This window comes from Phenylobacterium sp. (assembly GCF_036677185.1).
Lineage (GTDB): Bacteria > Pseudomonadota > Alphaproteobacteria > Caulobacterales > Caulobacteraceae > Phenylobacterium.
Window position 1 is genome coordinate 198,229 of record NZ_JAKFEN010000022.1, and the last position, 23,081, is coordinate 221,309.

The window sequence follows — 23,081 nt, forward strand, 5'->3', positions numbered from 1 at the left end:
TGTCCTCATTTCGAAGTCCCCTCACGCCCGCTCAACCTAGAGGACCCGACCGGGACGGCAAGGCGGCTCAGGCCGCCAGCCTGGCCAGTTCGCTCAGCACGCGCTCGGCGGCGCCCAGGCGCTGCTCGGGGGTCTCCCATTCGCCCTTCACCACCACCTTGTGGTCGGGGCGGATGCGCCAGGCCACCTGGTTCTTCTGGATGAAGCCCACCAGGCCCATGGGGTTCTTGAACGCGTCGCCGCGGAAGGTGACGACCGCGCCCTTCGGCCCGACGTCGATCTTGGCGACATTGGCCTCGCGGCACAGGCCCTTGATGGCCACGACCTTGAGCAGTTGGCCGGCCTCGGGAGGCAGGGGTCCGAAGCGGTCGATCATCTCGGCGGCCAGCGCTTCGCGGTCGCCGGACTTCTCGGCATCCGACAAACGGCGGTAGAGCGACAGGCGGACATTGAGGTCCGGCACATATTCCTCGGGGATCAAGACGGCCGCCCCGGTGTTGATCTGCGGCGACCAGCCACGATCGGTGGCGCCGTCGCCCTTGCCGGCCAGGGCCTTCAGCTCGTTGACCGCGTCTTCCAGCATCTGCTGATAGAGCTCGACCCCGATCTCGCGGATGTGGCCCGACTGCTCCTCGCCCAGCAGATTGCCGCCGCCGCGCTGGTCCAGGTCGTGGCTGGCGAGCTGGAAGCCCGCGCCGAGGCTGTCCAGGGACTGCAACACCTTCAGCCGTCGCTCCGCCGAGAGGGTGATCGGCTTTTCCGAAGGCGTTGTCAGATAGGCGTAGGCCCGCGCCTTGGCCCGGCCGACCCGGCCGCGCAGCTGGTACATCTGGGCCAGGCCGAACATGTCGGCGCGGTGGATGATCATGGTGTTGGCGGTGGGGATATCCAGCCCGCTCTCCACGATCGTGGTCGAGAGCAGCACGTCGTACTGGCCCTCGTAGAAGGCGCTCATCACGTCTTCCAGTTGGGTCGGGGCCATCTGGCCGTGACCGACCACGAAGCGGACCTCCGGGGTCTGCTCACGCAGGAACCGCTCCAGCTCCGGCAGGTCGCTGATCCGCGGGGCCACGTAATAGGCTTGGCCGCCGCGATACTTCTCACGCAGCAGGGCCTCGCGGATGACCACGGGGTCGAAGGGGGTGATGTAGGTCCGCACGGCCAGTCGGTCGACCGGCGGCGTGGCGATGATCGACATCTCGCGGATACCCGACAGCGACATCTGCAGGGTGCGGGGGATCGGTGTCGCCGTCAGGGTCAGCATGTGCACGTCGGTGCGAAGCTCCTTGAGCTTCTCCTTGTGCTTCACCCCGAAGTGCTGCTCCTCGTCGACGATAACCAGGCCGAGGTTCTTGAACCCGACCTGCTTGGAGAGCACCGCATGGGTGCCGATGATGATCTCGACCTCGCCGTTCTTGAGCGCCTCGCGGGTCTCGGCGGCCTCCTTGGCGGGCACCAGGCGCGAGAGCCGGCGGACCTTGATCGGCCAGCCCTGGAACCGGTCCGAGAAGGTCTTGAAGTGCTGGCGGGCGAGCAGCGTGGTCGGCGCCACCACGGCCACCTGCTGGCCGCTCATGGCCACCACGAAGGCGGCGCGCAGGGCCACCTCGGTCTTGCCGAAGCCCACGTCGCCGCAGATCAGCCGGTCCATCGGTTTGCCCGCGCCCAGGTCCTCCAGGACGTCGCCGATGGCGTTGAGCTGGTCCTCGGTCTCTTCGTAGGGGAAGCGGGCGCAGAACTCGTCGAACACACCGTGCGGCGGCACGACCGGGTCCGTCGTCTTGGTGGCGCGCTCGGCGGCGATACCGATCAGGCCCATGGCCATGTCGCGCAGGCGTTCCTTGGCCCGCGCCTTGCGCGCCTGCCAGGCCGCCCCGCCCAGCCGGTCGAGCTGCACGCCCTCCCCGTCCGAACCGTAGCGGGTCAGGAGGTCGATGTTCTCGACCGGCAGATAGAGCTTGGCCTCGCCCCCGTAGTGCAGCTCAAGGCAGTCGTGCGGCGCGCCCTGGACGTCGAGGGTCTTCAGACCCTCATACCGTCCGATGCCGTGGTCGATATGGACGACCAGGTCGCCCTGGGTCAGGGCGCTGGCCTCGGCCAGGAAGTTGGCCGCCCGGCGGCGGCGGCGCGGACGCGCCAGGCGATCGCCCAGGATGTCGGTCTCGGAGATAACCGCCAGGGTCTCGGTCTCGAAACCTGTCTCCAACGGCAGGACCACCCGCTGCGGGAGCTTGGGATCGGCGGCCCTGGCGGCGTCCCAATAGGGCGCCAGAGAGATGTGCTTGAGCCCATGGTCGGACAGCATGGCGCCCAGGCGATCGGACGAGCCGTCGGACCAGGAGGCGAACAGCACCCGCTTGCCCTGGGACGCCAGCGCCCGGGCATGGTCGGCCGTGGCCTCGAACAGGTTGACGCTGTCGCGCTGGCGTTCGGCGATGAAGCTGCGGCCCTGGCGCGCGCCCATGTCGACGACGGTGTCGCCCTCGGCCTCCTGGAAGGCCGAGAAGCGGCGGGTGGCGCGGCGGGCCAACCGTTCGCGCCACTCCTCGCGGGACATGTAGAGCTGGTCCGGCTCCAGCGGATGGTAGTGCACCTTGCGGTCGGCCTGGGCGCGGGCGTCGTAGGCGTCGGCGATCATCGCCAGCCGCTCGTCGCGACTCTCATTGGCCAGATGGTCGGTCGCGATCAGGGCGTCGGCCGGCAGGTAGTCCAGCAAGGTCGCCATGCTCGGATAGAACAGCGGTAGCCAGTGCTCCATGCCGGCGCGACGGCCGCCGCCGCTGACCGTCTCGTACAGGGGATCGCCGCCGGGGGCGCCGAACGCCTCCACATAACCCCGCCGGAATCGGGTGATGCCCTCCTTGTCCAACAAGACTTCGCTGACCGGCAGGAGGGAGACCTCCTTGAGCTGCTTGGTCGAGCGCTGGGTCTCGGGATCGAAGGCGCGGATGGATTCCAGCGTGTCGCCGAACAGATCCAGCCGCACCGGCTCCTCGGCGCCGGGCGGGTAGACGTCGATCACCCCGCCGCGGATGGCGAACTCGCCGCGTTCGGAGACAGTGGAGGCGCGCTGGTAGCCGTTAACCGCGAAATAGCGCTCCAGGGCGGCGATCTCCACCACATGGCCGGTGCGGGCCGAAAAGGCCGCGCCCTCCACGGCTTCCTTGGGCGGTACGCGCTGCAACAGCGCCGGAACCGTGGTGACTAGTAGGGTCGGATTCTTGCCATCCACCCCATGGGCCAGCCGGCCGAGCGTGGTCATTCGCTGCGCCGCCACCCCCGGCGAGGGCCCGATCCGGTCATAGGGCAGGCAATCCCACGACGGGAACTGCATCACCTCGACCTGCGGCGCGAAGAAGTTGAAGGCGTCGACAAAGGCCGAGAGCCGCGAACCGTCGCGGGCCACGAAGACCGTAAGTCCGCCGCGCGCCTTGACGATGTCGGCCATGACCAGGGCGTCGAAGCCCTCGGGCGCGCCGACCAGGTCGAGGCGTCCGGGGTCCTGGGCGATGCGCCGATGGTCGGCCGCGGTCGGCGCGCGCGAGCCGTCAGCCGCCATGGTCGTCGCCCCTGGCCTCATGAGCTTCATACCGGAACAGCTTGATCCGGTTCATGACCTGATGGTCGAACTCAGGCGGCGTCGGCGCCTGCCCCACGATCCACTGGTAGATATCGTGGTCCGGTTGATCCAGCAGCGCCTCGAAGAGGTCGAGCTCGGTGGGGCTCAGACTTGAGACATGGTTCTCCGCGAACGGCCCCAGAATGAGGTCCGCTTCCCTGAAGCCACGGTGCCAGGCCCGGTACTTCAGCTTTTTCAGCCGGGTTTCTTCGCTCGTCATGGAGAGCGGCGGATATAGGCCTCCCCGCGCGCAGGCGCCAGGGCGTTCCTTCAGTCGCCGCCCTTCCAGGTGAAGGTCACCGTCTTGAACGGCGTGTCGCCCACCTGCAGCGCCCCCGTGATCACCGGCGGCGCGTCTTTGCCGCGCGCCTGGGCCGTCTTCAGGGCGGCCTGGTCGATCTTGGCGTCGAGGCGGACTTCGCCCAGCTTGGAATCGGTCCCGACGAACCGCACCGCCTCGTCGTTCAGGGCGTAGGCTGTCGGCAGCACGCGCAGCTTGACCGAATAGCTGGTGTTGCCGAGCGCGTTGGTCCGCGCGGGGCTGGTGACGTCCTGGAATTCCAGCATCACCGGGCCGTAGGTCTTCGTTCGCCGCCCGGCCACCCAGTCGCCGAATCCCACGGGGCCGCCGATATGCAGGTGGTCGAGCCTGTAGTTCCCGACCTTCACCTCGGCGGTCGGATAGTAGTAGCCGAACAGATCCTGCTTCTGGTCGTGCTTGAAGCCGGTGAACGACGGATCGGCCGGCACGGCAGGGGGCGCGACAGGCCCCGCGGCCGTTTCATCGGTTTTCGTAGAAGGTCCGCCGCAGCCGGACAGACAAACGGCCGCAAGCGTGGCGAGCACGATCGAGCGCATCTGATTCCCCCCATTTTCTGTATGGAGGTCATCATGGGCGCACAGGCCTGTCCATGGTCGCGCTATGCTGGCGCCATGCGGCCCGAGATTCTGTTCCCGCTCTACGCCCCCGTGACCTCGCTGAAGGGCGTGGGCGCGCGCGTGGCCCCGTTGCTGGAGAAGCTGGCCGGACCCGTGGTCCGCGACGTGCTTTATCTGCGGCCCCATTCGGTGATCCGCCGCACCCACGCCACCGCCAATACGGCGGTTGAGGGCGCGGTGCAGATCTTCGAGGTGCAGATCGACGCCTACAAGCCGCCCCGAGCGCCGCAGCAACCGTGGCGGATCGAGACCTATGACGGGACCGGCGTGCTCACCCTTGTGTTCTTCGGCAGCTTCGGTGGTCAGCTCCAGGTCAAGCATCCCCTGGGTTCGAAACGGGTGGTCAGCGGAAAGGTCGAGCGCTTCGGCCTCAACCTGCAGATCGCCCATCCGGACTACATCCTGCCCCCCGAGAAGGCCGGCGAGATTCCGCTGTTCGAGGCGGTCTATCCCGCCACAGCGGGCCTGCCGCCCCGCACCGTGCGCAAGTTCGCCCTGGAAGCCCTGGAGCGGGCGCCCAACCTGCCGGAATGGCAGGACCCCGCCTGGCTGGCCCGCGAGAAGTTTCCGTCCTGGCGCGAGGCGCTGGCCCTCGCCCATGCGCCGACCAGCGAGGCCGACCTGGCGCCTCTGACCCCGCACGCCCGGCGGCTGGCCTATGACGAATTGCTGGCCCACCAGTTGGCCATGGCCCAGCGCAAGGCCGAGCGCCGATCCGAGCCGGCCTCCCCGATCACGGCCTCGGGCCTCGCGCAAAAGGTCCGCGCCGACCTGCCCTTCGCCCTGACCGGAGCCCAGGAACGCTCGCTGGCCGAGATCCGCGCCGACCTGGCCGCCGGCGAGCGGATGAGCCGGCTGATCCAGGGCGATGTCGGTTCCGGCAAGACCGTGGTGGCCATGCTCGCCATGGCCGATGTCGCCGCAAGTGGCGGCCAGAGCGCCCTGATGGCGCCCACCGAGATCCTCGCCCGCCAGCACTTCGAGACCCTTTCCGGTCCGCTCTCGGATCACGGGATCACCGCAGTCCTGCTGACCGGCCGCGACAAGGGGCTGGCGCGAGCCGACAAGCTGCGGGCGCTCGCCAGCGGCGCGGTCCAGGTGGCGGTCGGCACCCATGCCTTGTTCCAGGACGAGGTCACATTCCAGCGGCTGCAGCTGGCCGTGGTCGACGAGCAGCACCGCTTCGGCGTCGCCGAGCGCCAGCGCCTGCAGGCCAAGGGCGACGCCGTCCATCTGCTGGCCATGTCGGCCACCCCGATCCCGCGCACCCTGGAGCTGACGGTCTATGGCGACCTCGATGTCTCGCGCATCGACGAGAAGCCGCCGGGCCGGACCCCCGTGGCCACCCGGGCCGTGCCCATGGGCCGGGTCGAGGAGGTGGAAGCCCGCCTGCGCGACGCCATCGCCGGCGGCGCCCAGGCCTTCTGGATCTGCCCGATGGTGTCGGAGTCTGAGCTGATCGACCTCAAGGCTGCCGAGCAGCGCGCCAAGGAGCTGCGCCAGAAGATCGGCCCCGGCGTCGGCCTGGTGCACGGCAAGATGACCGGGCCGGAGAAGGACGCCGTCATGAGTGACTTCGCCGACGGCACGATCAGCCTGCTGGTGGCGACCACGGTGGTCGAGGTCGGGGTCAACGTGCCCAACGCCACCATCATGGTCATCGAACAGGCCGAGCGCTTCGGCCTGGCCCAGCTCCACCAGCTGCGCGGCCGGGTCGGACGGGGGCGGCGGGAGAGCGCCTGCGTCCTGCTCTATGACCCGCCGCTGTCGGAGACCGCCCAGAGGCGGCTCGATATCCTGCGCAAGACCGACGACGGATTCCTCATCGCCGAGACGGACCTGGAGCTGCGGGGCGGCGGCGACGCCCTGGGCCTGCGCCAGTCGGGCTTCCCGGCCTATGTGTTCGCCGATCCCTTCGCCCATCGCGACCTGATCGCCGCGGCCGGCGACGACGCGCGGATGATCGTGGCGCGGGACCCGGACCTCACCAGCGAGCGCGGCAAGGCGCTGCGCATCCTGCAGGAGCTGTTCGACTGGCGGGCCGGATCGCCCTTGAAGGACGCGGGATAGCCTTTTCCCTCCCCTTTATGGGGAGGGCAGACCGCGCAGCGGTCGAGGGTGGGGCTTTCTGGAGCTTCGATGAGTTTGCCGGACTTCCCCACCCTGGCGGATTCGCCACCGTCCCTCCCCATAAAGGGGAGGGAAAAGAGGCTCAGCTGACCTTCACCATCCGCTTGCCGCGGTTCTCGCCGGCCAGCAGGCCGACCAGGGCGACAGGCGCGTTCTCCAGGCCCTCGATCACGTCCTCCAGCACCTTCAGCTTCCCGCTCTCGACCCAGGACTTCAGCTCGGCCAGGGCCTGGTCGCGCTTGTCGTCGAAGTCCGAGACAATGAAGCCGCGCAGGGTGAGGCGCTTGGTGACGATCAGGCCGGGCACGCCGCGCGGCCCGTGCGGCGGCGCGGTTCCGTCATACTGCGAGACGGCGCCGCAGCAGGCGATGCGGCCAAAGTTCTTCATGTTGAACAGGCAGGCCTCGAAGATGTCGCCACCCACATTGTCGAAATAGACGTCGATCCCGTCGGGACAGGCCGCCCGGACGGCGCGGCGGACGTCGCCGGCCTTGTAGTCAACCGCGGCGTCGAAGCCGAGCTCCTCGGTCAGCCAGGCGCATTTCTCCGAGCCGCCCGCGATCCCAACCACCTTGCAGCCCTTGATCTTGGCGATCTGGCCGACCAGGGAGCCCACCGAACCGGCGGCCGCCGAGACCACCACGGTCTCGCCAGGCTGGGGCTTGCCGCATTCCAGCAGGCCGAAATAGGCGGTCAGCCCCGCCACCCCATAGACGCTGATCAGATGGGTGACCGGCTTGAAGTCCGGCAGCTTCTGGAGCCGTCCTCCCGGCAGGGCCGCGTATTCCTGCCAGCCGGTGTCGGCGAACACCATGTCGCCTGGGGCGAGGTTCGGGGACCTGCTCTCCACCACCTCGGCCACGGCGCCGCCGGCCATGACGTCGCCGGCCGCCAGGGCCGCGCGGTAGGTGGCGCCCTGCATCCAGGCGCGATTGGCGGCGTCCAGGGAGATGTAGCGGGTGCGCAGCAGGACCTCGCCGTCGCCGGGGGTCGGCCGCTCGCCCTCGACCAGGCGGAAATGCTCGGGCATCAGCTTGCCCTGGGGGAGTTGCTCGAGAACGATCTGTCGGTTGGCCATGGCGCATCTCCCATCGCGCTCTTGCGGCGCGCCAGGCGACGATGAGCCCCCTGGGGGAGCCCGGTCAATCGATCCTGGGCTTGGGAAGGGCGTGATGGGCCAGCAGGGCCTGGACCCGCCCCAGGGCGTCGGTCTCCAGGTCGGCGTAGAACAGGTTGTAGGCTGGCGCCTTGCGCTGGTCGGTCCAGGAGCCGGAGGGCTTCAGCGAGGTCGATTTCGGCCGCGAGACCCGCAGCACGCCCGCCTGGCAGCGGGCCGAGACCTGGCGGCTGAGGAAGGCCGGCCGCGCGCCCCATTCCAGGCCCGTGGCGTTGGCCGCGCCCTGGTTCAGCTTGGACGTCGCTTCGGAGGTGCTGACCGCGCCCAGCAGAGGATTGAAGCAGAGCGGGGTGCGGCCGTGCAGGTTCTCGAGCTGGCCTTCGGACCAGATCAGCGACCGATCGAGGATCATCTGAGCCCGCTCCGGCTCGTTCTCGAAGGCCTGGGCCCAGGCCGCCAGGCAGCCTGGCTGACGCGGCGCCAGGCACGGCGGGATCGGCGGGGCGTCGGCGGGAACCACGGTGTCGATCAGATAGGCGCCGGCGAGCCTGGCCATGACCTCAGGCCGGGCGGCGACCTCTTCGGCCAGCAGGCGCGAAGCGAGCGTGCCCCCCTGCTCCACCCCGACCACCACGAAGGGGCGGCCGTGGTTATAGGTGGCCAGGTATTGGCGGAAGGCCGCGGCCACGTCGCCATAGGCGAAGCGGCGCGCCTCCTTGGCGTCGTCGCGCAGGGTCATCAGCGTATAGAGGCTGGCCTGGCGATAGCGTGGCGCGAAGATCCGCCCGACGCGGACGAAGGGGCCGGCATAGTTGGGCGCCATCACCTGGCGGAACAGCCGATCGGCCTGGCCGTCGTCGATGGGCGCATTCCAGTGGTCTCCGCCGTCGAAGGTGGTGGGGCCGACGAAAAATACATCAGCGGGTGGGTCGGAGGCGTCAGGCGACCAGGGCTCGCCGGGCATCAGGGCCCAGGCGGCGCGCCGCCGATAGTCCGGCGCCGGCGGCGGGTCGTAGGTCTGGAAGGGCTCCTTGGGATCGAGGCGCGTGCGCAGGATGTCGTCGCGCCAGATGAAGGCGGCCGCGGCGATCACCGCGACGAACAGCACGACGCCGGCGAAGACCAGCCGCTTGAAGCCCCTGGGACGAGCCGCCATGCGCCTTATCCCGCCTCCCGCCTACCGGTAAGGGTCGGGCTGGGAGAGATAGCGGGTCACGTACTCGCCGACCCCGTCCTCCAGGGCCGTCATCGGCTGGTTGTAGCCGGCGGCCCGCAGGCGCTCCATCTTGGCTTGGGTGAAGTACTGGTACTTGTCGCGGATCGCCGGCGGCATCGGCGTATATTCGATCTGCGGCGTGCGGCCGGCGGCGGCGAACACCGCCTTGGCCATGTCCTCGAAGGTCCGGGCGTGGCCCGAACCCAGATTGTAGATCCCGTTCACCTGCTCGCTGTTCCCCAGCCAGGCCACCACGTCGGCGACGTCGCGGACATAGACGAAGTCACGCGTCTGGCCCCCATCGGGCACGCCCTCGCGATAGGACTTGAAGAGCTGCACCGCATGGCCGTCGCGGACCTTCGGCCAGATCTGCGAGGCCACCGATTTCATCGAGTGCTTATGTTCCTCGTTCGGTCCGTAGACATTGAAGAACTTCAGGCCGACCCATTGCGGCGGGGCGTAGTCGCGGGTGGCCTGGCGCGCGGCGAAGATGTCGAACAGGGCCTTGGACCAGCCATAGGTGTTGAGCGGACGCAGGGCGCTCAGGGACTCGAAATCGTCCTTGTCGTCGAACTCGGACGCGTCGCCATAGGTCGCCGCGGACGAGGCGTAGATGAACCGCCTCTGGCGGTCGGCGCACCAGCGGAACAGGTCGCGGCTGAGGGTGAAGTTGGAGTGGACGATCTTGTCGGCGTCCGGCTCGGTCGTGGACGAGACCGCGCCCATGTGGATCACCAACTCGACGTCGCGCCAGCGCTTCTCCAGCCACTCGAACATGTCTTCCGGCGCCACGAAGTCGCCGATGGGATGCTTGGCGATGTTGCGCCATTTGCCGAGCTCGGCCTCGTGCAGCCAGTCGCAGACCACCACGTCCAGGCTGGGATCCTCGGCCAGCTTGGCCACGATGTTGGAGCCGATGAAGCCCGCGCCGCCGGTGACGAAGATGATCTTGCGGGTCATGCCTTCTCCTTCATCCGACTGATGGCCTCGGTGGTCGAGTAGCCCTCGACGATCTCGGCCAGCCGTACCTCGCCGCCATACGACTTCACGAAGGCGCCGCCCACCACCTCGTCCTCCGAGTAGTCCGCGCCCTTGATCAGCACATCGGGCCGCGCGGCCTCGATCAGGGCGATCGGCGTGTCCTCGTCGAAGGGGGCCACCAGGTCGACCCCGCCCAGGCCCGCCAGCACCATGGCGCGGCTTTCCAGCTCGTTCACTGGCCGGCCTTCGCCCTTCAACGCCTTGACCGAGCGGTCGGAATTGACCCCGACGATCAGCCTGTCGCACCAGGCCCGGGCCTGGCCCAGATAGGCCACGTGGCCGCGATGCAGGATGTCGAAGCAACCGTTGGTGAAGCCCACCTTCAGCCCCTTGGCGCGCCAGCGGGCGATCTCGTCGACCATGCGCTGGGGCGTGACGATCTTGGCCTCGGCCGGAGCCATGTGGGCGGTGAGCGAGGCCTCGATCAGCTCCTCAGGGGTGACGACCGCCGTCCCCGCCTTCCCCACCGCCACGCCGGAGGCCAGCATGGCGAACTGGATGGCGTCCTCGATCGGCACCTTGGCGGCGATGGCCAGGCCCAGCGCGGCCAGGGTGGTGTCCCCGGCGCCAGAGGCGTCGAACACCTCGCGTGGGACGCCCGGGAAGTGGCGCACGGCCTCGCCGCGCACCGCCAGGGAGATACCCTTGGCCGAGCGGGTCACCAGGATCGCCTTGGCCTGGCAGAGCGAGAGGGCATGGGTCAGGGCCGCGGCGATCTCGTCATTGGTCGAGGTCGGCATGTCGGTGGCGTGGGCGAGTTCGGCGGCGTTCGGTTTGACGATGTCGACCTCGCCATAGCGGGCGAAGCTGCGGGCCTTGGAATCCACGACCATCACCGCGCCGGACGCCTTGGCGGCGGTGATGACCGCGTCGGTGACCACGCCCTTGCCATAGTCGGAGATCAGCACCACGCCGACATCCTTGGCCACATCGCGGATCGTGCGCAGCAGCCGCTGTTCGACGTCTCCTACGGCAGGACCGCTGGCCTCCATGTCGACCCGCAGCAATTGTTGGCCGCCGGACACGAAGCGGGTCTTCAATGTGGTGGGCCGCGCGGCGTCGGTGACGACGAAGCCCTCGACCCCCGGCTCGGCCTCGATCAGGCGCAGCGCCTCGTGGCCCTCGGCGTCGCCGCCGATCAGCCCGATCAGCCGCACATCGCCGCCCAGGGCCGCGGCGTTGCGGGCCACGTTGCCGGCGGCGCCCAGCATGACCAGCTCGCGCCGCCGCGCCAGGACCGGGATCGGCGCCTCGGGCGAGACCCGGGTCACCTCGCCATAGACGAAGCGGTCGACCATCAGGTCGCCGACGCAGGCGATGCGCGCGCCCCGCAGGGCGGCGAGAATCTGCTGGAGGGCCGAAAGGTCCATGCCGCCTCAGGCCGCCTGTGCGCGGCGCTTGGTGAGCGCGTCGTACTCTAGCAGCTCGCCCACCAGGGCTTCGAACTGGTCGAGCCGCACCATGTTCGGCCCATCGGAAGGCGCGTTGTCGGGATCCTCGTGGGTCTCCATGAACACCGCCGCCACGCCGACCGCCACCGCCGCGCGGGCCAGGACCGGCACGAACTCCCGCTGGCCGCCGGAGGTCGTTCCCTGCCCGCCCGGCTGTTGCACCGAATGGGTGGCGTCGAAGACCACCGGGCAGCCGATCTCGGCCAGGATCGGCAAGGCGCGCATATCGCTGACCAGGGTGTTGTAGCCGAAGCTCGCGCCGCGTTCGCAGGCCATGACATTGGGATTTCCAGTGCTCAGCACCTTCTCGATCACGTTCTTCATGTCCCAGGGCGCTAGAAACTGCCCCTTCTTGACGTTCACGACCTTGCCCGTCCGTCCGGCGGCGAGCAGCAGATCGGTCTGACGCGAGAGGAAGGCCGGAATCTGCAGGACGTCGACGACCTCGCCAGCCGGCGCGCAATGGTCGATCTCATGCACGTCGGTGAGGACCGGGAGTCCCGTCACGTCGCGGATCTCCGCGAAGATCGGCAGGGCCTGGCCCAAACCAAGGCCCCGCTCGGTCGCGACCGACGTGCGGTTGGCCTTGTCGAAGGAGGTCTTGTAGATCAGCCCGATCCCCAGCCGAGCGGCGATCTCCTTGAGCTGGGACGCAGTCTCCAGCGCGTGCTGGCGGCTTTCGAGCTGGCAGGGCCCGGCGATGATCGTCAGCCGCTCGCGATTGCCGATCCGCACGGCTGCGCCGGTGGGCGTGGCGATCTCGATAACGGCGTTGGGTTGGGTCACGGGCGTCGGGTCCGGCTGCTGGCGTAGCCCGTTAAGTGGCGCGACCCCCGCCGCTTCACAAGCGCGAAAACGACCCCACATGAATCCTACAGCGTGGACACAGCGTAGCGCCGCGCGGCCGGCCGAGACTCGCCTGCCGGAAAAAAGCGGTGTTAAGCTGGTCCCGAAATCGAGGGTTGCGACCATGAGCTTGGCGCATCAACCGAATTTGGCGGCGATCGCCGCCTCTCCGCGCGCCTTCGGCCGCCTGCCGGAACTCGCTGGCGCGCCCGCCGCATTCCGCTTCGCCGCACGCCTGATGGCCCGCGGCTGGCAGATCGGCGACCTGACCTTCGTGATGCCTTCCGGCCGCGAGCTGCGGCTGAAAGGCTCCGAACCTGGGGTCGATGCGCGCATCGTCGTGCAGGACTTCCGCTTCATGCGCCGGGTGCTGGCGGCGGGCGACATCGGCTTCGCCGAGGGCTATATGGCCGGCGAATGGGAGACCCCGGACCTGGCGGCCGTGCTGTCGGCCGTGAGCCTCAACTTCGACCGCCTGACGCGGGTCTTCATCGGCAATCCGGTCCTCCGGTTCGCCAACTTCCTCGGCCACACGCTCAATTCCAACACCCGCAAGGGGTCGCGGAAGAACATCCACGCCCACTACGACCTGGGCAACGCCTTCTATTCCCGGTGGCTGGACCCCACCATGACCTATTCCTCGGCCCGCTATGAGCACACGGGCCAGTCCCTCGAGCAGGCCCAGACCCACAAATACCGGGAACTGGCCCTGGCGATGGACCTGCGGGCCGGGCACCACGTCCTGGAGATCGGCTGCGGCTGGGGCGGGTTCGCCGAGTTCGCGGCCAAGGAGATCGGCGCCAAGGTCACCGGGATTACCATCTCCACCGAGCAGTACGAGTTCGCCCGGCGGCGGATGTTCGAACAGGGCCTGAACGACAGGACCGAGATCCGCATGGTCGACTATCGCGACGTGGAAGGAACCTTCGACCGGGTGGCCTCCATCGAGATGTTCGAGGCGGTCGGCGAACGCTACTGGCCGACCTATTTCGGCAAAATCCGCGACGTCCTGGCGCCGGGCGGTCGCGCCGGCCTGCAGATCATCACCATCCGCGACGAGATCTTCGAGAGCTATCGGCGCCGCGCCGACTTCATCCAGAAATACATCTTTCCGGGCGGCATGCTGCCGTCGGAAGAGCAGCTGAGGCTGCAGACCGATCGCGCGGGTCTGGCCTGGACGGGCGTCACCCGCTTCGGCCAGGACTACGCCGACACCCTGGCCGCCTGGTGCGAGCGCTTCGACCGCGCCTGGATCGACATCTCCCAGCTGGGCTTCGACGAGCGGTTCCGCCGGCTTTGGCGGTTCTATCTCAGCTATTGCGAGGCCGGATTCCGCACCGGCCGCACCAATGTCGTGCAGCTTGGCCTCGCCAAAGCTTGAGCGACCCCTGTTCGGACGCGCGTTTGGCGCCTAAGTAGCGGTCCATGACTGTCGCCCCCAGCGTCGTGGACGCCATCGGAAACACGCCCCTGATCCGTCTGCGCCGCGCGAGCGAGGCCACGGGCTGCGAAATCCTCGGCAAGGCCGAGTTCATGAACCCTGGCGCATCGGTCAAGGACCGCGCGGCGCTCTATATCGTGCGCGACGCCGAGCGCCGGGGCCAGCTGCGTCCCGGCGGCCGCATCGTCGAGGGCACGGCGGGCAATACCGGGATCGGATTGGCCATGGTCGGCGCGGCGCTGGGCTACAGGACCACCATCGTCATCCCCCGCACCCAGAGCCAGGAGAAGAAGGACGCCATCCGCTTGCTGGGCGCCGAGCTGGTCGAGGTGGACGCCGTCCCCTATTCCAATCCTGATAACTATGTCCGCTATTCGGGACGCTTGGCCGAGGCGCTCGACGCCAAGGAGCCGAACGGCGCGATCTGGGCCAACCAGTTCGACAATGTCGCCAACCGCCTGGCCCATGTGGAGACCACGGGCCCGGAGATCTGGGCGCAGACCAACGGCGAGGTGGACGCCTTCATCTGCGCCGTCGGTTCGGGGGGCACCTTGGCCGGCGTCGCCGAAGCCCTGCGCGCGCGCAAGCCCGATGTCGCGATCGGACTGGCCGATCCGTACGGCGCGTCCCTCTATAGCTGGTATGCGGACGGCGTGTTGAAGTCTGAAGGAACCTCGATCAGCGAAGGTATCGGCCAGGGCCGGATCACCGCCAACCTGGAGGGACTGACCATCGACCGCCCCTATCGCATCGACGATCACGAGATGCTGAACGTCATCTACGACCTGGTCGAGCACGAGGGCCTGGTGATGGGCGGCTCCACCGGCATCAATGTCGCCGGCGCCATCCGGATGGCCAAGGACCTGGGCCCCGGCCACACCATCGTGACCGTGCTCTGCGACCAGGGTTCGCGCTACCAGAGCAAGATCTTCAATCCCACGTTCCTGGCGGAACGCGGCCTGCCGATCCCGGGATGGCTGTGATGGATCCCGTCGTCTCCACGGAATGGCTGTCCCAGCGGCTGGGCTCCCCCGACCTGCGCGTCGTCGACGGCAGCTGGTTCATGCCGGCCGAGGCCCGCTCGGGCCATGAGGAATACCTGCGGGTCCACATTCCAGGCGCGGTGTTCTTCGACATCGACGCCATCGCCGACCTCACGACCGACCTGCCGCACATGTTGCCGACGCCGGAAGCCTTCGCCCAGGCCGTCAGCGCGCTCGGCCTGTCGCGCGAGGTCGACACCGTCATCTATGACAGCCTCGGCATCCGCGCCGCCGCCCGCGTCTGGTGGACCTTGAGAGCCATGGGCTTCACCCGGGTTTTCGTCCTGGACGGCGGCCTGAAGAAGTGGCTTTCCGAGGCGCGGCCGGTGGAATCCGGCGAGGTCCATCCGCGCGCCGCCCAGGTCACGCCGGCCTTCGACGCCGATCTGGTCCGCAGCGCCGATGAGGTCCACGGCCTGCTCGCGTCAGGCGAGGCCCGGCTGGTCGACGCGCGGGGCGCGGCGCGTTTCCTCGGCGACGCCCCCGAACCTCGCCCCGGGCTGAAGTCGGGCCACATGCCCGGCGCGGCCAATGTGCCCTTCGACCGGGTCATCGCCGCCGACGGGACCCTGCGCCCGGCGCAGGAGCTGACCGCCATCTTCGAGGCCGCCGGCGTCGATCTGACCAAGCCGATCGTCACCACCTGCGGCTCTGGCGTCACCGCCTCGGTCCTGGCGCTGGCCCTGGCGCGGCTCGGACAGGATCGCACGGCGGTCTATGACGGCTCGTGGTCCGAATGGGGCGCCCTGGCAGGCGCGCCGATCGTCACCGGTCCCTAGCCGCCCCGCTTAGCGAACAGGCGGCGCATAGAGCAGACCGGGCGGGGCGGCGTTCCACAAGGCGTTGTGGCCACGCTCCAGGCGCAGGGCCGAGTCCGGACCGACATTGCGTGCGAATACCTCGTCATAGGCGCCAACCTGGACGATGGCCCGGTAGGCCCAGTCCTCGGAGAGCCCCAGCATCGGGCCGAAGGCGTCCTGCGCCCCCAGCAGCCGGCGGACCCTCACGTCGGTCGATGTCTTCAGCGCCTCGGGCGCCGTCTTGGAATCGAGCCCATACTCCTCGGCCAGCACCAGGGCGTAGACCGTCCAGCGAACGATGTCGGTCCAGACCGGATCGTCCTGCCGCACCACGGGGCCTAGCGGTTCCTTGGAGATCACCGTCGGCAGGATCACATGGGCGCCTGGGCTGTTCATCACCGATCTCGCGGAGGCCAGCGCCGCCACGTCGGCGGTGAAGGCGTCGCATTTCTCGGCCTGGTAGGCGTTGCGGGCGTCGGCCTCGGACGCCACCACGACGGGCGTGTATTTCAGCCCCCGCGCCCGGAAATAGTCGGCGAGATTGGCCTCGCTGGCTGTGCCCGCCTGGACGCAGATCCGCGCGCCGTTCAACTCGTCGGCGCTGGAGAGTAAGAGCGCCTTAGGGACCATGAAGCCCTGGCCGTCATAATAGGTGATGACCGGGAAATCCAAGCCCAGGCCGACATCGCGGGCGAAGGTCCAGGAAGTGTTGCGCGACAGGATGTCGATCTGGCCGGCCTGCAGCGCCGAGAACCGATCCTGGGCGCTGATGGCCGAATAGCGCACCGCCTTGGCGTCGCCGAGGGTCGCGGCGGCCACCGCCCGGCAGATGTCGACGTCGAACCCGCGCCAGGTCCCCCGGTCGTCCCGGAACGCGAACCCGGCGAGCCCGGGATGGACGCCGCAGTTGAGGTGGCCTCGCGCCTTGATCGCCGCCAGGGTCGGGCTGGGTTTGGTCTTGTAGGCCGGCCCAGGCGCCTTGGCCGCCGGCGCGACTGGCGTGGGGGCGGGCTCGCCCCCCTCGCCGCATCCCACGAGGACAAACATCGACCCGACCGCCGCCGCGAGGCGCTTCCACATGCCGCGCTCCTTGATTGCCAAGCCCGCGGAGGCTCTAAGTGCAGGGCTGATTTTGGCTCCTGTTCGTTCCGGCGCGTCAACCCGCATGGCTGAAGAAACCCGACTGATCCGCGCCGGTGCCACGCCCGCAAAGCTGGCCAAGACCGTGGGACCGCCCATTCAGAAGGGCTCCACCGTCCTGCTGCCCAACGCGCGGGCCCTCTATGACGACGACGCCTACGTTACCTATGGTCGCGCGGGGCTCGCGGCCCATGAAAGCCTGAAGTCAGCCCTGGCGGAGATGGAGGGCGCCGCGGCGGTCGAACTCTATCCCTCGGGCCTGGCGGCCTTCACCGGCGCCATGCTGGCGGTGCTGAAGGCCGGCGACGAGATCCTGGTCACCGACAACATCTACAAGCCCAGCCGCCGGTTCTGCGATCAGGTCCTGGCGAAGTATGGGGTCGGGGTCCGCTATTTCGATCCGCGCACATCGCCTGAGGATCTGCTGGCCATGGCGACCGACGCCACCCGGCTCATCGCCCTGGAGTCGCCAGGCTCGCTCACCTTCGAGATGCAGGATGTGGCCGCCATCGCGCGCTTGGCCAAGCCCCGCGGCGTCCTGACCCTGGCCGACAACACCTGGGGCGCAGGTTTCCTCTACAAGCCCCTCGCCCACGGTGTCGACATCAGCGTCCAGGCGCTCACCAAATATGTCGGCGGGCACTCCGACGTCTTCATGGGCTCGGCCGCCGTGGCCGACAAGAAACTCGCCGGCCAGCTCGAGGACGGCGTCCACAACATGGGCTGGGCGGTCTCGCCGGAGGACGCCTACCAGATGCTCCGGGGCCTTCGGACCTTGCCCGTCCGCCTGGAGCAGCAGGGCGGCGCGGCCCTGCGGATCGCCGCCTGGCTGGCGCGGCAGCCGGAGGTGGTCGAGGTCATCCACCCCGCCCTGCCCGGCGCCCGCGACCACGAGCTCTGGAAGCGCGACTACAAGGGCGCCTGCGGTCTGTTCGCCTTCGTCCTGCAGCCCGCGCCCGAACGGGCGGTGAACGCATTCCTCGACGCCCTGGAACTGTTCGGCCTGGGCTTCTCCTGGGGCGGGTTCGAAAGCCTCGCCATCTCCTGCGATCCCCAGCTCGGCAAGCGCAAGTCGGCGCCGAAGTTCGCCGGGCCGCTCATACGCCTGCATATCGGCCTGGAGCACCCCGACGACCTGATGGCCGACCTGCGCCAGGGACTGGACGCCTATGGGGCCGCGCTGTAGCAGAACGAAGTCAAAGTCCCCCTCAGTCGACCATTCGGCCGCCAGCTCCCCCAGAGGGGGAGCATCCTTGAGCTCCCAGATCCTCCCCCAGCGCGCAGCGCGATGTGGGGGAGGTGGCGCTCGGAGCGAAGCGGAGAGTGACGGAGGGGGGTGAAGCGCTCTAAGGCTTCGCCATCCGGCTCATGAACAGGGCCGCGCGCTTGGTCTGCCGGTCCAGGCTCTTCAGGTCCATGGTCTCGCCGGCCGCGTGCGACCCTTCGCCCGCCGAACCGAAGCCGATCAAGCCCGGCAGCAGGTCGCCCACGAAGCCGATGTCGCCGGCCCCACGCTTCAGCGGGTCGAGCTCGGCCATCGGCTCCAGACCCAGGTCGCGGTTCACCTCGTTGAGCTTACCCAGAAGCTTGCGGGATCCTTCGGTGGGCGCCATGGCCGGGTAGCCGCCCTCGCCGAATTCGATCTCGGCCTTGGCCCCAACCAGGGACTGATCGACGATGGCCTTCATCTTGGCGTGGATGCTGTCGGTCTGGGCATTGGAGAGCGTGCGCAGGTCCCCTTGGGCCACGGCCTGACCGGCGATGATGTTGTTCTTGCCGGTGGCCGCCGCGCCGGTCTCGGTGGCGTTGATTTCGGCGGTCGCGCCGGCGGCCATGAAGCCGACATTGAAGGTCGCGTTGACCTCGCGGGCCTCGCGCCGGAATCCATCGAGGATCCGGGCCATTTCATAGGCCGCGCCGTATCCCGCCCCGTCGCCGAAGACGCCCGACGAGTGGCCGGACTTGGCGCTGACCTTGATCGTCCAGTCAGTGGAGGAGCGCCGCGCGATCGAGGCCATGTCCTTGCCGTCCTCGCGAGCCAGGCTCTCGAATTCCAGGGCCATGTCGCTCGTCTTGGCCGCCGCGACCAGGTCGGCGCGCGAGACCGAGATCGGCAAGCCCGCCCGCTCTTCGTCGCCGGTGAGCACGATGACGATGTCGGCGTCCTTCAGCGTCCCGGCCGCCTGCATGGCGCGCAAGGCGCCGATCATGATCACCAGGCCGCCCTTCATGTCGTTGACGCCGGGTCCCTCGGCGATGTCGCCGCGGCGGACATAGGTCTGGAACGGGCTGTCGGGCTCGAACACCGTGTCGAAGTGGCCGATCAGCAGCATCCGCTTGCCCCTGCCCGACCCCTTGTGGGTGGCGACGATGTGCCCGGCGCGGCCGGCCTTTTCCATCGGAATCCACTTCACGTCGAAGCCGACGCCCTTCAGCTCATCCTGCAGGATCGCGCCGACCTTGGTGACGCCCGCAAGGTTCAGGGTGCCGCTGTTGATGTTGACCAGCTTCTCCAGTAGGGCCAGGGAGCGCGCCTCCTCGGCAGCCGAAGCGGCGACCAGCTTTTTCTCCTGGGCGGTCAGGCCCGCGGCCATGGCCGGGCCGGCGGCGAAGAGCATCAGGCCCGCCAGGGCGGCGGCGGTCGTTCTACGGTTGGTCACGGGAATCCCCTGGAACTTGAATCGCACGGGACCTTCCCCGGCCAGCGCGCGGAACTCAAGCGCGGCGAGTTTCTGATGCCGGGCAGCCGCTAGCCGGCCGGACCCAGGCGACTGGGGACGATCGCGCATTGGTAGAGCATTCATGCCACACACGTCGTTCACGCGCTCGTGTATCCATTGACGCGAACATTCCTTGAATACCTGTTTTAGGTGTGTTGCCTATCCTGCGTAACGGAGTTCTCCGAACGGGGGTTTGGCCATGACGACTTGGACACCGACCAGCCCGCTGGCGAAGCTCGTCTATGTGGCCGGGTTCCTCTACGACCCAAGCCAGGACATCATCTATTCGCGCATGGACGCGCTGCAGCGGAACCTGGGCTACGCCTACGCGTACGACGCCGCGGCGCTGTTGATGGACACCGTCATCGATTGCGAGCCGATCTTCTTCACCGGTCAGGGGAAGATGTGGATGGTCGAGCTGTGGAAGGGCCAGTACGGCCTGGAAACCGGCTGCGAGATCGGGGTCTACAACCGCCCGGCGCAAAATCCGCCGATCTACTACCCGCTGCTCGACGCAGTGGTTGGGACCCGACCCTACGACCCGGCGCACGGCTACTTCTATCAATCGGCCGATACGGCCGACATGCTGCAGATGTCGTTCACGCTCAACCGCAATGGGACGCCGCTGTTCACCCGCGGGCCGGAGCTGCACTGGTGGCTCACCGGCTTCAAGTGGGGGGTCTATTCCACCCCAGACCAGCTGACCATGGACATCGCCATCAGCCTGCCGGCGGCCGACATGCATGCGGGCTTCATCGCCGCGCTCAGCGCCATGGGCTACACCTACAAGGACGACGGCGTGACGGTGAGCTTCACCTTCGCCGCGCCGTTCGCGCCGCAGCCCTGGACGGGCAGTCCGGGCCTGGCGCCCGCCCAGGCGATGCAGCAGGCGATCGTCGCCACCTATGACGCCTTCAACCTGCCCAACAACGATCCCAACCAGGTCCCCGCCGCGGTGGCGGCGCAGATCGAGTCCGCCGTCATGGCCAAGGCGCCGAACTTCATCGGCGCCCTGCTGGCCACGGCGCTGCGCAATGCGGGCCAGACCGCCACGGCGGTCGCCACCCTGATCGCCACCGAGCTGGGCGCCGCGGCCCAGGCGGTGACCACCTGGATCACGACCGCCGGCTACGACATCGTCTCGTGGGTGGAGTCGGTCTACGCGGCCTTCGCCCAGATCTTCACCATGAACTTCTCGACCGCCGTGGAGGTGGTCAACCTGCCCTATGGCGGGGTGGCGGCCAGCGACCTGACCTTCGTGTCCTTGGGCATCAACACCCACCTGGGCATCGACTGCGGGACCTTCATGGTGACCCCGCCGGCGGTGATCCCGGCCGGCACGATCGGGCGCTTCTACCTGAAGGACAATCTGGGACCCTTGGGCAGCGAGGGCTGGGCGACCTATTCCTACGTCAACGCCCAGGGGAACACCGCCACGGTGACCTTCACCTTCGGCTGCCCGACCGGCTTCTCCAGCAACTACGTCCAATGCGACCAGCCCGGGTTCGCCATCTACGCCAAGTCGGGCACGACCGGCGGCTGGGGCTCACAGGGCTCCGTGCCGGGAAGCGGCCACCCGCTCTATGCGGCCTATGTCTGGGCGCAGGGGCCGGCGCCGCTCTGAGAAGGAAGCTCGCGAAATGGCCAAGCACCAGATCGTCGTCCTGAGCGACATCCATATCGCCGACGACGCGCCCACCGTCTGGTACCAATCGTCGATCCACAACCCGTACCTCAAGGGCATCTGCGACTGGATCGTGGCCAATGCGGCCAACATCAGCGAGCTGGTGCTGCTGGGCGACGTGGTCGACTTCTGGACCCATCCGGCCAATGTCCAGCCGCCCAGCTTCGCCCAGATCATCGCCGCCCAGCCGGCGATCTTCGGGCCCGCGGGCTTCTTCGGCCAGGTGCTCGACGCCCTGGGCGGGGCGGTGACCTATGTCCCGGGCAACCACGATATGGGGGTGACCGCCGCCGAGGTCGCCACCGTGGTCAGCGCCGGCGGCCACGCCATGCGCTTCGCCGACAGCATCTATTACCCCCTGGGCGCGGGGGACCAGCGGATCGCGCTCGGCCACGGCAACGCCTACACCATGTTCAATGCGCCCGACCCCTTGAGCCCCTGGACGCCCCTGCCGGTCGGCCACTTCGTCACCCGGATGATCGCCAGTAAGTGGGCGCGAGACCTGCCCCCCGGCCACACAGTGGCCAGCCTGCCGGGCCAAGGCAGCCCCAACGGCATCGACGTCTCGGCCGTGATCAAGGCGGCGATCCTGAGCGGCAGCTTCGCCATCAGCGCGGCCCTGCTGGACTCGGTGGCCGCGCAGACGGCCACGCCCGCGAACCAGACTTTCGTCCTGCCGAGCGGCCAGGTCGTGGCGCTCGATGTCGACGTGCGCCCGGCCTACGACAACCTGTTCACCAACTGGGTGGCCCAGTGCGGCGGCGGGGCGATCGGCTATCTGATCGCCGGCAAGTCGGCCCTGGCCGACGCGCTCGCCTATTACATGGGCTGGTTCGCCCAGCGGCAGGCGTTCGAATCCGGTTCCCAGATCATCGTCATGGGCCACACCCACACGCCGATCTCCGGCATCGACACCACCCTGATCAAGTACGCCAACAGCGGCTTCGAGTGCCCCTCGACCCCCGACATGCCGCCCCAGGCGGTCAATTTCGTGGTCATCGACACCAACAGCTTCAGCGCCCAGGTCATGGCCTCGGCGGCCGGCGGCACGCAGATCGTGCCGGTCAACGCCGCGGTCACCCCGATTGTCGAGGTCGGCGCCGACTATTCCTCCTATGCGATCATCCAGAACAGCGGCGCGGACGCCATGACCCTGGTGGGCGCGCCGAACGCGGCCAATGGCTACTGGGTCGTGCCGCCGCCCGCGACCATCGCGGCGGGCGCCAGCGTGACCCTCTGGCTGCAGGACTTCCCGGGCCCGGTCGGCACGTCCGGCTCCGTGACCTATCAGTCGCCGTCGCGGGGCCAGCAGGCGTTCAGCTTCGCCTGCCCGACCACGTCCTGGAACAGTTGCTCGGGCGGCGCCAGCTTCCGCACCAAGTCGGGCGGCGGATCCTGGGGAGCGCCCGGCTCGGTCGCCCATATGGGCCATCCGTTCTACGTGGATTTCGTCGCCTGAGCCTGGCGCCACCCGCCGCGAGAGTGGCGCGCCCAGCAGGACTCGAACCTGCAACCGTCCGCTTAGAAGGCGGATGCTCTATCCGGTTGAGCTATGGGCGCCCGGTCAGTGGGTCCAGGGCTGTTTGCGGCCGAAGGCGAAGTTGTCGGCGTAGGCCTTGATGATCTTCTTGGCCGGCTTGGGATCGGTGACCTGGAAGGCGATGCCGTGCGCCGCCGCATAGGCCACGGCCTCGTCCTTGGTGTCGAAGGACAGGCGCACCTGGCCGTCCATGTCCCCGGTCACCGTCCAGCCCATCAGCGGATCGGCGCGTCTGGCCGAGGCCGGCTCGAATTCCAGCAGCCAGTCCTTGGTGTTGCCCTTGCCGGACTGCATGGCGTTCTTGGCCGGCCGATAGATGCGCGCGAGCATGCGGGTCTCTGTCTCCAAATCTTT

Annotated in this window: 18 protein-coding genes and 1 tRNA gene; 7 read left to right on the plus strand and 12 right to left on the minus strand. The window is 68.5% G+C overall.

Annotation, left to right across the window (positions count from 1 at the left end; all coding sequences use genetic code 11):
• Positions 1–67: 67 nt before the first annotated feature.
• The 3 genes from mfd to V6M51_RS14360 are packed head-to-tail and all read right to left on the minus strand — an operon-like array spanning position 68 to position 4,369.
• On the minus strand, positions 68–3,559 hold the full coding sequence (gene mfd / locus V6M51_RS14350; RefSeq protein ID WP_332768205.1) for a transcription-repair coupling factor: 3,492 nt from the start codon (positions 3,557–3,559) through the stop codon (positions 68–70).
• Positions 3,549–3,839, minus strand: coding sequence for an FAD assembly factor SdhE (locus V6M51_RS14355; protein WP_332768207.1), 291 nt, complete (start codon positions 3,837–3,839; stop codon positions 3,549–3,551). Before V6M51_RS14355 ends, mfd begins: the two co-directional genes overlap by 11 nt.
• Positions 3,840–3,889: 50 nt before the next feature.
• Positions 3,890–4,369 (minus strand): hypothetical protein, encoded by a 480-nt coding sequence (locus V6M51_RS14360; protein WP_332768209.1) that lies wholly within the window; start codon positions 4,367–4,369, stop codon positions 3,890–3,892.
• 183 nt (positions 4,370–4,552) lie between these two features.
• On the opposite strand from V6M51_RS14360, the gene recG reads away from it, so the two are divergent.
• Complete coding sequence (recG, locus tag V6M51_RS14365; RefSeq protein WP_332768354.1) at positions 4,553–6,628, plus strand: ATP-dependent DNA helicase RecG; 2,076 nt, start codon at positions 4,553–4,555, stop codon at positions 6,626–6,628.
• A 142-nt stretch (positions 6,629–6,770) separates the two neighbouring features.
• Here recG and V6M51_RS14370 read toward each other — a convergent pair whose 3' ends face one another.
• From V6M51_RS14370 to kdsA, 5 genes are all read right to left on the minus strand, one after another.
• Positions 6,771–7,766 (minus strand): NADP-dependent oxidoreductase, encoded by a 996-nt coding sequence (locus tag V6M51_RS14370; protein ID WP_332768211.1) that lies wholly within the window; start codon positions 7,764–7,766, stop codon positions 6,771–6,773.
• A gap of 64 nt (positions 7,767–7,830) precedes the next feature.
• Entirely contained in the window at positions 7,831–8,961 is a 1,131-nt protein-coding gene (locus V6M51_RS14375; protein WP_332768212.1) for a DUF3089 domain-containing protein, read from the minus strand.
• 21 nt (positions 8,962–8,982) lie between these two features.
• The gene (gene rfaD / locus V6M51_RS14380; RefSeq protein WP_332768213.1) at positions 8,983–9,981 is read right to left on the minus strand and encodes an ADP-glyceromanno-heptose 6-epimerase; all 999 of its coding nucleotides are present in this window, start codon (positions 9,979–9,981) and stop codon (positions 8,983–8,985) included.
• Positions 9,978–11,432 (minus strand): D-glycero-beta-D-manno-heptose 1-phosphate adenylyltransferase, encoded by a 1,455-nt coding sequence (gene rfaE2 / locus V6M51_RS14385; RefSeq protein WP_332768215.1) that lies wholly within the window; start codon positions 11,430–11,432, stop codon positions 9,978–9,980. Before rfaE2 ends, rfaD begins: the two co-directional genes overlap by 4 nt.
• Positions 11,433–11,438: 6 nt before the next feature.
• A complete protein-coding gene (kdsA, locus tag V6M51_RS14390; RefSeq protein ID WP_332768217.1) occupies positions 11,439–12,299 on the minus strand; it encodes a 3-deoxy-8-phosphooctulonate synthase in 861 nt (286 codons plus the stop codon).
• 184 nt (positions 12,300–12,483) lie between these two features.
• Here kdsA and V6M51_RS14395 point away from each other — a divergent pair, with 184 nt between their 5' ends.
• From V6M51_RS14395 to sseA, 3 genes are read left to right on the plus strand one after another with little or no spacing between them, the layout of a single operon-like run.
• Positions 12,484–13,740, plus strand: a complete 1,257-nt coding sequence (locus tag V6M51_RS14395; protein WP_332768218.1) for a cyclopropane-fatty-acyl-phospholipid synthase family protein — start codon at positions 12,484–12,486, stop codon at positions 13,738–13,740.
• Positions 13,741–13,784: 44 nt separating this feature from the next.
• Positions 13,785–14,783 carry a cysteine synthase A gene (locus V6M51_RS14400; protein ID WP_332768220.1) on the plus strand — a complete coding sequence of 333 codons (999 nt, stop codon included), beginning with the start codon at positions 13,785–13,787 and terminating at the stop codon, positions 14,781–14,783.
• Positions 14,783–15,622, plus strand: a complete 840-nt coding sequence (gene sseA / locus V6M51_RS14405) for a 3-mercaptopyruvate sulfurtransferase (protein WP_332768222.1) — start codon at positions 14,783–14,785, stop codon at positions 15,620–15,622. The genes V6M51_RS14400 and sseA overlap by 1 nt, the downstream gene beginning before the upstream one ends.
• A 9-nt stretch (positions 15,623–15,631) precedes the next feature.
• Here the strand turns inward: sseA and V6M51_RS14410 are convergent, their stop codons facing one another.
• A complete protein-coding gene (locus V6M51_RS14410; protein ID WP_332768223.1) occupies positions 15,632–16,723 on the minus strand; it encodes an amino acid ABC transporter substrate-binding protein in 1,092 nt (363 codons plus the stop codon).
• Positions 16,724–16,808: 85 nt separating this feature from the next.
• On the opposite strand from V6M51_RS14410, the gene metC reads away from it, so the two are divergent.
• On the plus strand, positions 16,809–17,969 hold the full coding sequence (metC, locus tag V6M51_RS14415; protein ID WP_332768224.1) for a cystathionine beta-lyase: 1,161 nt from the start codon (positions 16,809–16,811) through the stop codon (positions 17,967–17,969).
• A gap of 160 nt (positions 17,970–18,129) precedes the next feature.
• Here the strand turns inward: metC and V6M51_RS14420 are convergent, their stop codons facing one another.
• Positions 18,130–19,470 (minus strand): M20/M25/M40 family metallo-hydrolase, encoded by a 1,341-nt coding sequence (locus V6M51_RS14420; protein WP_332768225.1) that lies wholly within the window; start codon positions 19,468–19,470, stop codon positions 18,130–18,132.
• 232 nt (positions 19,471–19,702) lie between these two features.
• Between V6M51_RS14420 and V6M51_RS14425 the strand changes: the two genes are divergently transcribed.
• Together V6M51_RS14425 and V6M51_RS14430 are read left to right on the plus strand one after the other, a co-directional pair.
• Positions 19,703–21,127 (plus strand): DUF4474 domain-containing protein, encoded by a 1,425-nt coding sequence (locus V6M51_RS14425; protein ID WP_332768226.1) that lies wholly within the window; start codon positions 19,703–19,705, stop codon positions 21,125–21,127.
• Between the two features lie 16 nt (positions 21,128–21,143).
• Positions 21,144–22,646 (plus strand): hypothetical protein, encoded by a 1,503-nt coding sequence (locus tag V6M51_RS14430; protein ID WP_332768227.1) that lies wholly within the window; start codon positions 21,144–21,146, stop codon positions 22,644–22,646.
• Between the two features lie 24 nt (positions 22,647–22,670).
• Here V6M51_RS14430 and V6M51_RS14435 read toward each other — a convergent pair.
• Positions 22,671–22,747, minus strand: a tRNA-Arg gene (locus tag V6M51_RS14435).
• 4 nt (positions 22,748–22,751) lie between these two features.
• Positions 22,752–23,057, minus strand: coding sequence for an ETC complex I subunit (locus V6M51_RS14440; RefSeq protein ID WP_332768229.1), 306 nt, complete (start codon positions 23,055–23,057; stop codon positions 22,752–22,754).
• Positions 23,058–23,081 lie beyond the last annotated feature (24 nt).

Bases quoted from the DNA above. Each gene is read 5' to 3' on its own strand.
- mfd (WP_332768205.1), bottom strand. From the start codon at position 3,559: ATGGCGGCTGACGGCTCGCGCGCGCCGACCGCGGCCGACCATCGGCGC.
- V6M51_RS14355 (WP_332768207.1), bottom strand. From the start codon at position 3,839: ATGACGAGCGAAGAAACCCGGCTGAAAAAGCTGAAGTACCGGGCCTGG.
- recG (WP_332768354.1), top strand. From the start codon at position 4,553: ATGCGGCCCGAGATTCTGTTCCCGCTCTACGCCCCCGTGACCTCGCTG.
- V6M51_RS14370 (WP_332768211.1), bottom strand. From the start codon at position 7,766: ATGGCCAACCGACAGATCGTTCTCGAGCAACTCCCCCAGGGCAAGCTG.
- V6M51_RS14375 (WP_332768212.1), bottom strand. From the start codon at position 8,961: ATGGCGGCTCGTCCCAGGGGCTTCAAGCGGCTGGTCTTCGCCGGCGTC.
- rfaD (WP_332768213.1), bottom strand. From the start codon at position 9,981: ATGACCCGCAAGATCATCTTCGTCACCGGCGGCGCGGGCTTCATCGGC.
- rfaE2 (WP_332768215.1), bottom strand. From the start codon at position 11,432: ATGGACCTTTCGGCCCTCCAGCAGATTCTCGCCGCCCTGCGGGGCGCG.
- V6M51_RS14395 (WP_332768218.1), top strand. From the start codon at position 12,484: ATGAGCTTGGCGCATCAACCGAATTTGGCGGCGATCGCCGCCTCTCCG.
- V6M51_RS14400 (WP_332768220.1), top strand. From the start codon at position 13,785: ATGACTGTCGCCCCCAGCGTCGTGGACGCCATCGGAAACACGCCCCTG.
- sseA (WP_332768222.1), top strand. From the start codon at position 14,783: ATGGATCCCGTCGTCTCCACGGAATGGCTGTCCCAGCGGCTGGGCTCC.
- V6M51_RS14410 (WP_332768223.1), bottom strand. From the start codon at position 16,723: ATGTGGAAGCGCCTCGCGGCGGCGGTCGGGTCGATGTTTGTCCTCGTG.
- metC (WP_332768224.1), top strand. From the start codon at position 16,809: ATGGCTGAAGAAACCCGACTGATCCGCGCCGGTGCCACGCCCGCAAAG.
- V6M51_RS14425 (WP_332768226.1), top strand. From the start codon at position 19,703: ATGACGACTTGGACACCGACCAGCCCGCTGGCGAAGCTCGTCTATGTG.
- V6M51_RS14430 (WP_332768227.1), top strand. From the start codon at position 21,144: ATGGCCAAGCACCAGATCGTCGTCCTGAGCGACATCCATATCGCCGAC.
- V6M51_RS14440 (WP_332768229.1), bottom strand. From the start codon at position 23,057: ATGCTCGCGCGCATCTATCGGCCGGCCAAGAACGCCATGCAGTCCGGC.